We start from the raw sequence: 14558 nt of genomic DNA, 5'->3' as shown, positions 1-14558 counted from the left end.
ATGGATATGTACTCAGTGACCCTGTTTACTACAAACCTGTAGTCACTACCGCAGGCTGCGAACTCGCCCAAAACGCTTTTATGGGATCGGTGTACATATCCATTGAATGCGCAACGCCGATCTACAGGTTTCGCCCTTACGGCGAGGCACCGAGGGGTGAGGCCGTAACCCTAAGTGGCCATTACCCATCCAATGGATATGTACCCAAGTATTCAGTCGTTATCCCGGTGTACACCGGAATCGACCCAAAACCCGTTACCTATGTGGTGATCCATTCATCAGCAGCGACTACACAAACTGTAGATTCCTATGCCCTGTGGCGTGTGTCTAAAAAGACCGGACAATCTTCCCCAGTGTTTCCATGGCGCGTTCACTGGTTTCATCCCACGGGCTGCCGTAGTTCAGGCGAATGCAGTTTCTAAAACGTTGGGTCGCCGAAAAAATCGGCCCCGGCGCAATGCTGATGCCTTGAGCCAAGGCCATCTGAAACAGCTTGAGCGAGTCCGTCTGTTCAGGCAGTTCAAGCCACAAGAAATACCCCCCCGCCGGTTTGCTGACCCGTGTTTGCGCCGGGAAGTAACGCGCAATTGCCACCAGCATCGCGCTTTGCTGATCTTCCAGTGCATCGCGCAGGCGCCTTAAATGACGGTCGTAGCCGCCGTGCTGCAAGTAATCGGCAATCGCTGCTTGTGCCGGCATCGAAGGGCACAGTGACGTCATCAACTTCAGTCGCTCGACTTTCTGCGCAAAGCGCCCGGCCGCCACCCAGCCCACGCGATACCCCGGGGCCAGGCTCTTGGCGAATGAGCCGCAATGCATCACCAGCCCTTCGGAATCGAACGCTTTGGCCGGCTTCGGCGCGTGCTGGCCGAAGTACAGCTCGGCGTACACATCGTCTTCAATCAGGGGCACTTGATGCACACGCAAGAGTTCGACTAAGGCCTGTTTTTTGGATTCGGGAACGGTGGCACCAATCGGGTTTTGAAAACTGGTCATGCACCACACGGCCTTGATCGGGTGCCGTGCCAGGGTTTGTGCCAGGGCGTCCAGGTCCATGCCGTCACGGGGGTGAACCGGGATTTCCACGGCCTTGAGTTTCAAGCGTTCCAACACCTGCAAGCAGGCGTAAAAGGCCGGTGCTTCAATGGCCACCAGATCGCCAGGCTCTGTCACCGCTTGCAGGCACAGGTTCAGGGCTTCCAGCGCGCCATTGGTGATCAGCAACTCTTCCATGGGCAGCATCAGCCCACCCACCATATAGCGCAGAGCAATCTGCCGACGTAACTGCGGGTTGCCCGGCGACATGTCAGTGACCACCATGCGCGGGTCCATCTCGCGGCTGGCGGTGGCCATGGAACGGGCCAGACGCTGCAGCGGGAACAGCGTGGGGCTTGGGAAGGCCGAGCCCAAAGGCACGGTATTCGGGTCTTTGATGGAGTCCAGCACCGAAAACACCAGATCACTGACATCCACTTGGGTGGACTCGGTCGGGTGGCTGCTGACCTCCGGTTCATTAAACGGGCTGGGCGCGTGAGTGTTGACGAAATACCCCGAGCGCGGCTTGGCACGAATCAGGCCGCGGCGCTCGAGCAGGTAATACGCCTGGAACACCGTCGAGGGGCTCACCCCATACGTCTGGCTCGCATAGCGCACCGACGGCACGCGCTGGCCAGGGCCCAACACACCGGAGCGGATCAGTTCGGCAATATCGTCAGCAAATTTCTCGTAGCGTTTCATGGACAAAAAGCTCGGCTAGTTCTGGGGCAAGCGGCTACCGGGTAGGGTTTAACCAATCAACGGTATAAATGATCAGCACTATCGCCTGCGAACTGTTTGCATACCAGACTCAGCTATCTGATTAAAAAGCAGACCAGATTAACGGGGAGGTGTGTTTGCGGCAATCCGTCAGGCGCCTGCATGCCCAGCCATACGCGGTGTTGAGAGGGGCTGATGAGCCACTCGGAGCAATAGACCTCGAACGGGCCCGATGACACGTTTAAGCAGCCACGCGTGAACGATTCTCTCGCTGAGGTGTTAAACATGAACAGGCTCAACGTTAATCCCGGAGGCCCAGGAAATGGATGCATGGCTGCATGAAGTCTGGCTCACGCTGGTGGCGGAGTTCGCTGACATTACGGATGCCCGGCAATTGACTCAAATTACTGTCCGCCTGTTGATCGCGGCTGTGTTGGGCGGAATTTTGGGCTTTGAGCGCGAGCAGCAGGGCAAAGCGGCAGGGGTGCGCACGCATATGCTGGTGGCGCTGGGCGCGGCTTTGTTTGTGCTGGTGCCGCAAATGTCCGGCGCACAAGAGGATGCCATGAGTCGGGTGGTGCAGGGTGTGATCGCCGGCATTGGTTTTTTGGGCGCAGGGACTATTCTCAAATCCCGGTTTGGCGGCGCAGATGATGAGCATGTCAAGGGCCTGACCACCGCTGCGGGCCTGTGGATGACCGCGGCCATCGGGGTGGCGGCCGGCATGGGCCGAGAGTCAACGGCAGTGTTCAGTACGTTGCTGGCCTTTTGCATTTTCAGCGTGATGCCCAAGATCCTGAATCTGTTTGAAAAGCGCTGACGCTACCGGTCGGCTTTCATGGGGGCCTGTTCATCAGGTGGGTCTCCAATCGGGGCAGGATCACGGCCGGGCGGATCTTGCTCTGGAACCGGTTCCGGCTCATCTGGCGGCAGGGCGGGGTTATCGGTATCAGGGGCAGGTGTTTCAGGCGCAATAGGGATATTCATGGCGTTGGCCTCATAGCTGCATGGTTTTGCTGCATATCGGATCGACCGCAGTTCATAACGGGTGGTTCCGTCCAGCCACCGGACGGACGCCCGCATTTAGTCTGAACTTTTGAAGGGCCCTGTTGCTCCCACTTTAGGTTGCCGGTGCACATGCCGGAATGTGCTTTGAAACGACCACCGATGAACGTCCACGGGCGTGAGGAGTGAGCTCGATGAATGCTGATTTCCCGCTGGACCCTGACGCTGTTGCGCCCTTGGCGCTGTCTCAGGCCTTGTTGTTGCCACGCATCGCCATTGAATCTGTCTCGCCGGTGCTGGAAGCAGGCGAATATGCCGTCAAGGCCACTGTCGATCAGAGCATAGATGTGAGCAGCAAAGTGTTCACTGACGGACATGACCAGTTGGCGGTGATGTTGCACTGGCGTTTGTCCGGCTCCGATGAATGGTCGGCTTCGTCCATGGCGTTTTCAGGCAATGACACTTGGCAGGGAGCTTTTTGGGTGCCTGAGCCTGGGCGTTACGTTTTTTGCATTGAGGCCTGGATTGATCGGTATGCCAGTTTCTGTCACGAATTGCAGAAGAAGTATCAGGCTGGCATCCCTGTCAGTCTGGAGTTGCAGGAAGGGCGAATCCTGGTGCAGCGCGCGATTGACAGTTCACACGATGAATTGAAAGAGCAGCTCAAGACACTCCTCGGTCAGTTGGTCGGGTTGCTGGAGACTGAACAGGTCGCGTTGTTCATGCATGAACACAGCGCCCGGCTGATGGCCGAAGCCCAGCACCATGCGTATGTGAGTTTCAGTCATGAGTTCCCGGTAGAGGTCGAGCGCCCCCTGGCAGAATTCGCCAGCTGGTATGAGCTTTTTCCACGATCAGCCACGGATGATCCTGCCAGGCACGGTACGTTCAATGACGTGATTGAACGCCTGCCGATGATTCATGACATGGGCTTTGACGTGCTGTACTTCCCGCCCATTCACCCTGTGGGGCGCAGTCACCGCAAAGGCCCAAACAATGCGTTGCAGGCCGGTCCGCTCGACCCCGGCAGCCCCTATGCCATCGGCAGTGAAGAGGGTGGGCACGACGCGATACACCCGCAATTGGGGACCCGTGAGGATTTTCGTCGACTGGTAGCGGCCGCTGCCGATCACGGTTTGGCCATTGCGCTGGATTTTGCCATTCAATGCTCCCCCGACCATCCCTGGCTCAAGCAGCATCCCGGCTGGTTCAACTGGCGGCCTGACGGGACGATTCGTTACGCCGAGAATCCGCCGAAAAAGTATCAAGACATCGTCAATGTCGATTTTTACGCACCCGATGCAATCCCCGGGCTCTGGCTGGAGTTGCGGGACATCGTGCTGGGGTGGGTGGAAGAGGGCGTGAAGATTTTTCGGGTGGACAATCCCCACACCAAGCCGTTGCCCTTTTGGCAATGGTTGATTGCCGATGTGCGGGCCTTGCACAACGACGTGATTTTTCTCGCTGAAGCCTTCACTACGCCGGCCATGATGGCGCGTTTGGGCAAGGTCGGGTTCTCCCAGAGCTACACGTACTTCACCTGGCGCAACACCAAGGCGGAACTGGCGTCGTATTTCTCCGAGCTCAATCAAAGCCCGTTGCGCGAATGTTTCAGGCCCAATTTTTTCGTCAATACACCCGATATCAATCCGCTGTTTCTACAGCACTGCGGGCGCGCCGGTTTTTTGATCCGCGCAGCGCTGGCGACGATGGGTTCGGGTTTATGGGGCATGTATTCGGGGTTCGAGCTGTGTGAGGCCGAGGCATTGCCCGGCAAAGAGGAATATCTGGATTCGGAGAAGTATCAGATTCGCCCTCGTGACTACGACGCGCCGGGCAACATTGTGGCCGAAATCGCCCAGCTCAACCGCATTCGACGTCAAAACCCCGCCTTGCACAGTCATTTGGGTTTAACGCTGTACAACGCCTGGAATGACAACATTTTGTATTTCGGCAAACGCAGTGCCGATGGCAGCAACTTTGTACTGGTGGCCGTGAGTCTGGACCCGCACAACGCTCAGGAAGCGCATTTTGAGTTGCCGTTATGGGAGATGGGCCTGGGCGATGACGCTCAGACCTCAGGTGAGGACTTGATGAACGGGCATCGCTGGACCTGGTACGGCAAAACCCAATGGATGCGCCTGGAGCCCTGGCATCAGCCGTTTGGCATCTGGCGAATCAAACCTCTTTAAGGCCGTTCCCGAAGCGGCTGTGTAGTCGCGGGCAACCCACTCAGCAGGTGTATTTCCCATGACAAAGCAAAACGCCTCGACCCGCTTCACAAAAGACCCGCTCTGGTACAAAGACGCGGTGATTTACCAAGTTCATATCAAGTCGTTCTTTGATTCAAACAACGACGGCATCGGTGATTTCCCCGGGTTGATCAGCAAGCTCGACTATATCGCCGAGCTGGGCGTGAACACCGTGTGGCTGCTGCCGTTTTATCCCTCTCCGCGTCGTGATGACGGTTATGACATTGCCGACTATCGCGGTGTTCATCCGGATTACGGCACGCTCGCCGATGTCAGGCATTTTATTAAAGAGGCCCACGCCCGTGGCCTGCGGATCATTACCGAGTTGGTGATCAACCATACGTCAGACCAACATCCGTGGTTTCAAAAAGCCCGTCATGCCAAGGCTGGTTCCAAGGCCCGTGACTACTACGTGTGGTCGGACACTGATACAAAGTATGACGGCACGCGGATTATATTTCTGGACACGGAAACCTCGAACTGGACCTGGGACCCGGTCGCCGGGCAATACTTTTGGCACCGTTTTTATTCTCACCAGCCCGACCTGAACTTTGACAACCCGCAGGTCATGAAAGAAGTGCTTTCAGTGATGCGCTTTTGGCTGGACATGGGGATCGACGGCCTGCGTCTGGATGCCATTCCGTATTTGATCGAACGCGATGGCACCAACAATGAAAACCTGCCGGAAACCCATCAGATCCTCAAACAGATCCGCGCAGAAATAGACGCGCATTACCCTGACCGCATGCTGCTTGCCGAGGCCAACCAATGGCCCGAAGACACCCAGCAGTATTTTGGCGACACCGATGGCATTGATGGCGATGAATGCCATATGGCTTTCCACTTTCCGCTCATGCCCCGCATGTATATGGCGTTGGCACAGGAGGATCGTTTTCCCATTACCGATATTTTGCGGCAAACCCCGGAAATACCGGCGAACTGCCAGTGGGCGATTTTCTTGCGCAACCATGATGAGTTGACCCTGGAAATGGTCACCGACAAAGAGCGCGATTACCTGTGGAACTATTACGCTGCCGACAGGCGGGCACGGATCAATCTGGGGATACGTCGACGCCTGGCTCCGCTCATGGAGCGAGACCGCCGACGTATCGAACTGCTCAACAGCTTGCTGCTATCGATGCCAGGCACGCCGACCCTGTATTACGGCGATGAAATCGGCATGGGGGACAATATCTACCTCGGTGACCGGGATGGGGTGCGTACCCCCATGCAGTGGTCGATGGACCGCAATGGCGGTTTTTCGCGGGCCGATCCTGCCAGCCTGGTGTTGCCGCCGATCATGGACCCGCTCTATGGCTATCAGTCGGTCAATGTTGAAGCGCAGGCGGGTAATCAGCATTCGTTGCTGAACTGGACACGCCGTCTGTTGGGTGTTCGCAAGCAGCAAAAAGCCTTCGGGCGCGGCAGTTTGAAAATGCTCTCGCCGAGTAACTGGAAAATTCTGGCTTACCTTCGCCAATTTACCGATGAGCAAGGCCGCACAGAAACCATTCTGTGTGTGGCCAATGTGTCGCGCAGTGCGCAAGCCGTCGAGCTTGGTTTGTCTGAGTTTGCCGGCCGCGTCCCGGTGGAAATGCTGGGGGGGAACGCTTTTCCGCCCATTGGGCAACTGGATTTCATGCTCACCCTGGCACCCTATGGTTTTTACTGGTTCGTGCTGGCCAGCGAGAATCAGATGCCTGCTTGGCATACTGAACCGTCCAGCAGCTTGCCGGAGCTGTTGACGCTGGTTCTCAAAAAAGGGCTGGAGGAGTTAGTCGCGCCGCCCGTGAGCACCACGCTGGAAAAAGAAGTGCTACCCGTGTGGTTGCCCAAACGCCGTTGGTTTGGACAAAAGGATGTGCCGATCGAATCGGCGAAAATGGCTAACGCTGCGATCTTCGGCGATGCCGGCAACCCAGTATTGCTGACAGAAATCGAGGTCTCCGGCAACGGGCAGCAGTATCGTTATCAATTGCCGCTGGGCGGCCTTGGCGAAGATCAGCCCAGCAGCGCGCTGGCGCAGCACCTGGTGTTGTCTCGATTGCGGCGCGGGCCACGGGTGGGCTATCTGACAGACGCTTTTAGCCTTGAGTCCTTCGTGCACAGCGTGCTTCATGCCATGCAACAAGGCCAGGCGCTTAGCACCCCCGCGGGCACGATAAGCTTCAGTGCCAGCGCAGAAATGGCGGCGCTGGCGCTCGATACCGACAGTGAGGTGCGTTATTTCAACGCCGAGCAGTCCAACAGTTCGGTCGTTGTGGGTGACGTACTGGTGTTAAAACTCTTGCGGCAATTGAGCAGCGGTGTGCACCCGGAGCTGGAAATGGGCGCCTATCTGACCGCCGCCGGGTTTGCCAATATTTCGCCGTTGCTAGGGGCTGTGGTCCGTCGCGACGCACAAGGTGAAGACACGTTGCTGATGATTGCTCAGGGCTTTCTGGACAATCAGGGCGATGCCTGGACATGGACCCACAACAGCCTGGAACGGGCGATTCGCGATGAGTTGGCCGATAGCCAATCAGCGCTTCCCCAGCATTACAACGCATTGGCTGAACTGGCGGATTTTGCAGCGCTGCTGGGCCAGCGCCTTGGCGAGCTGCATGGGGTGCTGGCGCAAGCGCATGACAACCCTGATTTCGCCCCGCAAATAACGGACGCCACTGATACCAGGCAGTGGGCGAGCCATATCACCGCCCAGGTGAAGCAGGCACTCAAGCAACTCAAAAAACACCTGCCGGCTCTCTCGCCAGAACACCAGGCGAAGGTCAATACACTGCTGGCTCAACAAACGGCTATTGCTGATGACATTCAGCAGTTGGCCCGTCAAACCTTGGGTGGGCTGAAGATCCGGGTGCATGGCGATTTGCATCTGGGGCAGGTGCTGGTTGTGCAGGGGGATGCTTATTTCATCGACTTTGAAGGCGAGCCGGCTCGCTCTTTGGCGGTGCGGCGCAGCAAACACAGCCCGTACAAGGACGTCAGCGGTGTAGTGCGTTCTTTTGACTATGCCGCTGCCATGGCGATCAGCAACGTGCAGCAATCTGACCACTCCGACCACGCCCACGAGGCGCGACAGCGGGTGGTGCAGCGTTATGTGAAGGAGTCGCGCAGGGCTTTGATCGATGCCTATCGGCTGGCCACCGCCAGCCTTGAACATCGCTGGAAAGGGCCAGACAGTGAAGAGGCCGCTTTGCGGTTGTTCAGTCTGGAGAAGGCGGCCTACGAAATTATCTATGAAGCAGCAAATCGACCTGCCTGGTTGCATGTGCCCTTGCAGGGCTTGAGCGATTTGCTTTCCCACTTGCCAAGCATGGCCAAGCCTTTACCTGATGGAGAGCAGTGATGAGTTCAAGTAAGGACAGTGAGGGCGGGCTGCACGCGATATTGCCTGCGCGGCCTGATATCGAGGCTTTGATCGACGCCAGGCATCCAGATCCATTTGCCGTGTTAGGGCCGCATCCAGACGATTTGGGTGGGCAAATCATCCGGGCATTTCTGCCGGGTGCCCTGAGCGTCAAGGTGCTCGAACGTGACCGTGATGAACTCATTGGGGAGCTGTCTGCCACGCAAGTGCCTGGATTGTTCGGCGCGCGCTTTGCAGATGTGCAGCCTTATCGTTTGCGTATCAATTGGGCGGGCACTGAACAAACCAGTGAAGACCCCTATAGCTTTGGTCCGCTGCTGGGTGAAATGGACTTGTACCTGTTTGCCGAAGGTAATCACCGCGACTTGAGCCATTGCCTGGGCGCGCAGGTCACCACCGTTGACGATGTACCCGGTGTGCGTTTCGCGGTGTGGGCACCTAATGCCAAACGTGTTTCGGTAGTCGGCGATTTCAATAACTGGGATGGCCGCCGTCATCCGATGCGTCTGCGCCACCCAAGCGGTGTCTGGGAGTTGTTCATTCCGCGGTTGGGCGCCGGTGAGGTTTACAAGTACGAAGTACTGAGCGCTGACGATGCGTTATTGCTCAAGGCCGACCCGATGGCGCTGGCGACGCAACTGCCGCCGCTTACTGGCTCCATCGTCGCCTCGCCGCTGTCAGTGGAGTGGCAAGATTGCACCTGGATGCAGGAGCGCGCTCACCATCAACGTCCCGCGGCGGCGCTGTCTATCTATGAGTTGCATGCCGGTTCATGGCAATGCGAGCTTGATGAGACCGGCGAGGTGGGTCGCCAATACAGCTGGCCAGAGTTGGCGCAAAGGCTGATTCCCTATGTGCAGCAACTGGGTTTTACGCACATAGAACTGATGCCCATCATGGAGCATCCGTTCGGAGGGTCATGGGGTTACCAGCCGCTGTCCCAATTTGCCCCGAGCGCGCGTTACGGATCACCCGATGAATTTTCAGCCTTCGTCAACGCCTGCCATGTGGCCGGTATTGGGGTCATCCTCGATTGGGTGCCCGGGCATTTTCCCAATGATGCCCATGGGCTGGCGAATTTTGATGGCACGGCGTTATATGAATACGCCAACCCGCTGGAAGGTTTTCACCCCGATTGGAACACCCTGATTTACAACCTTGGCCGCACCGAGGTGCACGGCTTTATGCTGGCTTCGGCTTTGCATTGGCTCAAGCATTTTCATATCGACGGTTTGCGTGTGGATGCGGTGGCCTCGATGCTGTACCGCGACTACTCGCGCAAGCCGGGAGAGTGGGTGCCGAACCGCCTGGGCGGTCGGGAGAACCTTGAGGCCATCGACTTTCTACGCCATTTGAACGACGTAGTGGCCATCGAAGCGCCCGGGGCATTGATGATTGCAGAGGAGTCAACAGCGTGGCCTGGTGTGAGCCAGGACACCGCTCAGGGCGGTCTGGGGTTTTCCTACAAGTGGAACATGGGCTGGATGCATGACTCGTTGCATTACATCCAGCAAGACCCGCTGTATCGCGCTCATCATCACAACGAGTTGAGTTTTGGCCTGGTGTACGCCTGGAGCGAACGTTTCATTTTGCCGATTTCCCACGATGAAGTGGTGCACGGCAAACACTCGCTGATCGACAAGATGCCCGGAGACCGTTGGCAGAAATTTGCCAATTTGCGGGCTTATTTAAGTTTTATGTGGGCGCATCCGGGTAAGAAACTTCTGTTTATGGGCTGTGAATTCGGCCAGTGGCGCGAGTGGGACCATGACCAGCAACTGGACTGGTACCTGTTGCAATACCCGGAACACCAAGGCGTGCAGAAGCTGGTGACGGATTTGAATCGCTTGTACCGCGAGTACCCAGAGTTGCACGACCAGGATGATGTCCCGACCGGTTTTCAATGGTTGATTGGCGATGATGCGGCCAACAGTGTTTTTGCCTGGTTGCGCTGGAGCCAAGAAGGCAAGCCGCTGCTGGTGGTCGCCAACTTTACCCCGGTACCGCGTGAGGCTTATCGCGTTGGCGTGCCGTTTGCCGGAGGATGGCATGAGGTGCTCAACAGCGACGCCGAGGTCTACGCCGGTTCCAACTATGGTAACGGTGGGGGTGTGATCACTGACGACGTCAGCAGTCACGGGCAGCCGGTATCGGTGGCGTTGAACTTGCCACCGCTTAGTGTGTTGATTTTGCAGCCTACAAGCGAATAGGCATCCAGGCAGGGGCGATCGCGCCCTGCCGTTTACAGGTGCACCTCGACCATTAATGGCAAATGATCGGATAAATGCGACCACGGTTTACCGGTGAGAATGATCGGATTCCGGCTGATGGCATTGCGTAGATAGATGCGATCCAGACGCAGCAGTGGCCAGCGTGCAGGATAGGTTTTGGCGAGCTTTCCATGGTGGCGCTCAAAGACTTCGTGCAAGTCGTTACGTTGCGACAGGGCTGCGTTGCCTTGCAGTTTCCAGTCATTGAAGTCGCCGGCAATAATCACCGGGTCTGCAGATGGCAAGGATTTAAGCAACTGGTTCAACAGCACGATTTGTAACTGACGATGGCTCTCCAGCAAACTCAAATGCACGCAAATGGCATGCACCTGCTCGTGCCCCGGCACTTGCAGTACGCAGTGCAGCAAACCACGCCGCTCGGGACCGGTGATCGACACGTCGAGGTTGCGATAGGACTTGATCGGGTACTTGGACAACACCGCGTTGCCATGATGGCCATCGGGGTAAACCGCGTTGCGGCCATAGGCAAAGTCGCTCCACATGCTGTCGGCCAGAAACTCGTATTGCGAAACCTCAGGCCATTGGTCGTAGCGGGAAGAGTGCTTGCCATGCTCGCCGAGCACTTCTTGCAAAAACACCAGGTCGGCATCGGTCTCGCGTACAGCCTCGCGCAATTCGGGCAAGATAAAACGTCGATTGAAGGCCGTGAAGCCTTTGTGGGTGTTGACCGTGACGACCTTCATCCGGTGGACATCAGGCACTGCATCAGGGGCGGGCGAATCAATAAGGTTGCCGGCAATATCAAGGCTCATGCGTGTTCCTGTGCTGAATGGCTCACGTCGGTCGGGCTCCGCTTGCGCCCGAGTGCTGAGTGCACAGGCAATTTATAGCGTACCGTTACGCGGGTTCGATTGATGTTGATCAGGTATAGGTGACCTTAGCAGTGACTTCAAATAGTCACCAAAGCCGCCTTGGGCACGACAGTCCAGACGGGCGCTGGTGATGACCTTGGGTCGATGACTCCAGGCGATGGTTGCACCGCTTGCTTGCAGCTGTTTGACCAGATGGACATCTTCATGGCACGTGAGGGGCAGAAAGCCTCCAGCCTGCAGGTAGGCCTTGGCACTGAAGCCCAGATTGGCGCCATGGATGTGCCGGTGGCCGTCGCGTGCCTCGTAGGCGTTGAGGTAGCGGCTTTGGGTCGCTGCATCAATCAGCTCGCCCCAGTCATCTACCCTTACCGTGCCGCACACCGCATCCACTTTCAGCGCCAATTGGGCCACCAGCCAGTCGTCTGCGACGAGGCTGTCTGCGTCTGTGCAGGAGATCCAGCGTGCACCGCGTTCCAGCAACCATTGCGCACCGAGCGCGCGTGCAGCCCCGACATTCTGCGCCTCGATCTGCAAGACGCTGACGTCGAAACAGGCGGCAATCTCGGCAGAGCGGTCACTGCAACTGTCGAGTATCACGATCACCCTGACAGCCTCACCCTCAAGTTGGGGATGTGCGGCCGCCATCAGCGTCGATTGCAAACAGTTGGCCAGCAGAGCCTCTTCGTTGTGTGCGGGTATCAGAATGCCGATCATCGCAGGCCCTCCTGGCTGGCCACTGAGCCGGGGTCACGGCCCCAGACGTCAAGTACAAAATCATCCTCACTGTGATGGGCGAGTCGCTCAAGCCCAAGCAGCTCATCCAACATGTTGTGGACCTGATCGCCGGTCAGTGCGCACCCTTCAATGGCCGGGCGCCAATGGCAGGCCAAAAAATGGCCATCCGGGGCCAGGCTGTTCAGGGTCCGCGCAATCAGCTCGCGCAAGTCGGCAGCGTCCAGGTAATAACCCATTTCGCTAAGCACAATCAGGTCAAAGCTGCCCATCGGCCAATCTGCCGGGGAGCGGCTTTGTTGCACATGGGTGTTCTGGCAGGCACGCAACCGTTGGCGAGCAAGTTCAACGGCCTTGGCCGATGCGTCGCAGCACAGCAGTTGTTCGGTGCGCAGGGCCAGGCCAGCGCTCAACTCGCCATTGGCACAACCCAATTCATAGGTCGATCGATACTGCTGGCGCGGCAAACAGGCCAGTGTCAGGGCGCGCTTGCGCTGTTCGTACCAGCGCTCGCGAAAGGCCCAAGGGTCTGGACTGTCTTGGTACAGCTGGTCAAAAAAAGTGGTGGGAACGCTCATTGTTTACTCCGGCACAAGAAACACTTCAAAGGGTTGAAGCAAGCGCTCCAGTACCAAGGGGGACAGAACCGGCCCTTGACCGGTGCTTGGGTCGGCTTGCAACTGGCTGGTGAAGGCCTGCGCGGCGTGACGCTTGCGTGCCACTGCGTCGGGGCTCAGGTTCAGTTTGCGCGCCCTGTGCCAAGGCACGCGGGGGTCTTGATCGTGCGCCCAGTGCCACGTCCAGATGGGCACTTCATAGAGTGTGGCGCCTGCGGCGATAGCGGCATGGCCGACTGCACGGCCTACTGCGTCGTGATCGCTGTGGCCGTCTTCGCGCCAGGTGGCAAACACGACATCGCCCGGCTGTAAGTGGCGTTCGACGAAGGCGGCCACGGCATGTTCGCGATCAGCAACGTGGCTGTCTTCAAACCCAGCGCGAAGCCAGCTCATGTGCTCACGAGCGATGCCCAGACGGCGAAGTGCTTCTTTTGATTCCTGGGCGCGTTGTTCCGCCAGTTGCTCGACAGGCCAGAAGGTTGAGCCCGGATGGCTGGCGGTGCCATCGGTGATTGAAATCAGCAGCAGCGGGTAACGGGCTGCGTTGAGTTGCTGGAGCAAACCGGCAAAGCCCAGGACTTCATCATCCGGGTGAGGGGCAATCACCACTGCGCGTGCGCCCTCGGGCACCAACTGCGTCAAGGTCGTTTGCGGCATGTGTGCCAGGCATTGAGCGTCTTGCCAGTGTTGCAGTGCGGTCCCTGCGCCGACAATCAAGTTGGGCTTCATGGTGATTCTGCCGTTTGGACCTGCGCAGCCACTAACGCGCCAAGCGCCTCGAGGTCACGTTCGGCATGGCTTTGGCGCAGATACACCGGTAAATCAGCATTTAACCGGGCAAAATGCGGGTTTTTGCAATACGGCCCCGCGCCCAGTGCATGGCCGACATGGCCAATGACCTGCTCGGCACAGATTTCAATGTGAGCCCGCGCCTGACGAGCCAACCGTTGAACATCGGCTGTTGGAGCTGAGTCTACGCGTCGAGCAGCTTCGGCAAGGATGCAGCGGGCACTGAATAAAGCCGCGTCAATGGCACCCAAATGGGCCAACGCATGAGGTTCAGCCCGTTGCTGACAATGCTGCTGGAGATACTCGCCCAGCCGGTTGGCGGCGCCGTACCAGCACGCGGCAATACCGATTGCACCCTGCCAGAAACCAGGACGTTGCAAATAATCACCGGGCTGACCGATACACGTGGCCCTGGCGTGCTCAAAGGTGATGTCGACGCTGGCTGTCGCGCTCATCCCCACGGCTTCCCAGCCGCTGTTTTCGACACGGATGCCCGGTTGCTGCAAGTCGACGGCCACCAATTGCACCTTGCCTTGTTCATTCCAGGCGGTGATCAACCCATGGCTGACCACGGCTGCGCCTGAACACCACGCCTTGCGACCATTGAGCAGCGTCTGCCCGTCCTCTTGGTGCACTTGGACACGTGCATTGGGCGGTTCCGCTGCCCACAACCCCCACGTACTGCCTTGCGGCGCAGGGGCAGCGCTCAATTCATTGAGTGTGGCCAAGGCATCGGTATGGCCTTCATAGAGCTTGCACAGCCCCAGGTTTTGCCCCGCGACATAGGCCAGGTGTTGCCAGCGCTCAAGCGTGTGCCCGCGGCCAGGCATCGGCAATTGATCCAGCCCGTTGTCGACCATTTTTTGCAGGCACGCGCCCAGGTCTTGTGCGGTGTGCAGGGGCGGTGCGGCGTTTTCAAAAAACCGTTGCAGATCCAT

Annotated in this window: 11 protein-coding genes; 4 read left to right on the top strand and 7 right to left on the bottom strand. The window is 57.9% G+C overall.

Annotated features, from left to right (window positions below):
• Window positions 1-327: 327 nt before the first annotated feature.
• Entirely contained in the window at window positions 328-1737 is a 1410-nt protein-coding gene (gene mapR / locus NTD86_RS22540; protein ID WP_262205563.1) for a GntR family transcriptional regulator MpaR, read from the bottom strand.
• A gap of 340 nt (window positions 1738-2077) precedes the next feature.
• On the opposite strand from mapR, the gene NTD86_RS22535 reads away from it, so the two are divergent.
• The gene (locus NTD86_RS22535; protein WP_262205561.1) at window positions 2078-2575 is read left to right on the top strand and encodes an MgtC/SapB family protein; all 498 of its coding nucleotides are present in this window, start codon (window positions 2078-2080) and stop codon (window positions 2573-2575) included.
• 2 nt (window positions 2576-2577) lie between these two features.
• Here the strand turns inward: NTD86_RS22535 and NTD86_RS22530 are convergent, their stop codons facing one another.
• Complete coding sequence (locus tag NTD86_RS22530) at window positions 2578-2742, bottom strand: hypothetical protein (RefSeq protein ID WP_262205560.1); 165 nt, start codon at window positions 2740-2742, stop codon at window positions 2578-2580.
• A 212-nt stretch (window positions 2743-2954) separates the two neighbouring features.
• Here NTD86_RS22530 and NTD86_RS22525 point away from each other — a divergent pair, with 212 nt between their 5' ends.
• The 3 genes from NTD86_RS22525 to glgB are packed head-to-tail and all read left to right on the top strand — an operon-like array spanning window position 2955 to window position 10589.
• Window positions 2955-4952: an alpha-1,4-glucan--maltose-1-phosphate maltosyltransferase gene (locus NTD86_RS22525; protein ID WP_262205559.1), complete on the top strand. Its 1998-nt coding sequence runs from the start codon at window positions 2955-2957 to the stop codon at window positions 4950-4952.
• Window positions 4953-5010: 58 nt separating this feature from the next.
• Window positions 5011-8358, top strand: coding sequence for a maltose alpha-D-glucosyltransferase (treS, locus tag NTD86_RS22520; RefSeq protein WP_262205557.1), 3348 nt, complete (start codon window positions 5011-5013; stop codon window positions 8356-8358).
• Entirely contained in the window at window positions 8358-10589 is a 2232-nt protein-coding gene (gene glgB, locus NTD86_RS22515) for a 1,4-alpha-glucan branching protein GlgB (RefSeq protein ID WP_262205555.1), read from the top strand. Before treS ends, glgB begins: the two co-directional genes overlap by 1 nt.
• A gap of 32 nt (window positions 10590-10621) precedes the next feature.
• On the opposite strand, the gene NTD86_RS22510 is transcribed toward glgB, so the two are convergent.
• The 5 genes from NTD86_RS22510 to NTD86_RS22490 form a co-directional block, all read right to left on the bottom strand.
• A complete protein-coding gene (locus NTD86_RS22510; RefSeq protein ID WP_262205554.1) occupies window positions 10622-11422 on the bottom strand; it encodes an endonuclease/exonuclease/phosphatase family protein in 801 nt (266 codons plus the stop codon).
• Window positions 11423-11494: 72 nt separating this feature from the next.
• Window positions 11495-12196: a glycosyltransferase gene (locus tag NTD86_RS22505; RefSeq protein ID WP_262205552.1), complete on the bottom strand. Its 702-nt coding sequence runs from the start codon at window positions 12194-12196 to the stop codon at window positions 11495-11497.
• Entirely contained in the window at window positions 12193-12792 is a 600-nt protein-coding gene (locus NTD86_RS22500) for a class I SAM-dependent DNA methyltransferase (RefSeq protein WP_262205550.1), read from the bottom strand. Before NTD86_RS22500 ends, NTD86_RS22505 begins: the two co-directional genes overlap by 4 nt.
• Window positions 12793-12795: 3 nt before the next feature.
• A complete protein-coding gene (locus NTD86_RS22495) occupies window positions 12796-13560 on the bottom strand; it encodes a PIG-L deacetylase family protein (RefSeq protein WP_262205549.1) in 765 nt (254 codons plus the stop codon).
• Window positions 13557-14558 carry an acyl-CoA dehydrogenase family protein gene (locus NTD86_RS22490; protein WP_262205548.1) on the bottom strand — a complete coding sequence of 334 codons (1002 nt, stop codon included), beginning with the start codon at window positions 14556-14558 and terminating at the stop codon, window positions 13557-13559. Before NTD86_RS22490 ends, NTD86_RS22495 begins: the two co-directional genes overlap by 4 nt.

It is taken from the genome of Pseudomonas sp. 7P_10.2_Bac1 (genome assembly GCF_025465935.1).
Taxonomy (GTDB): domain Bacteria; phylum Pseudomonadota; class Gammaproteobacteria; order Pseudomonadales; family Pseudomonadaceae; genus Aquipseudomonas.
Note: the sequence above shows the minus strand (reverse complement) of the source record. Positions and strands in the feature narration are given on the sequence as shown.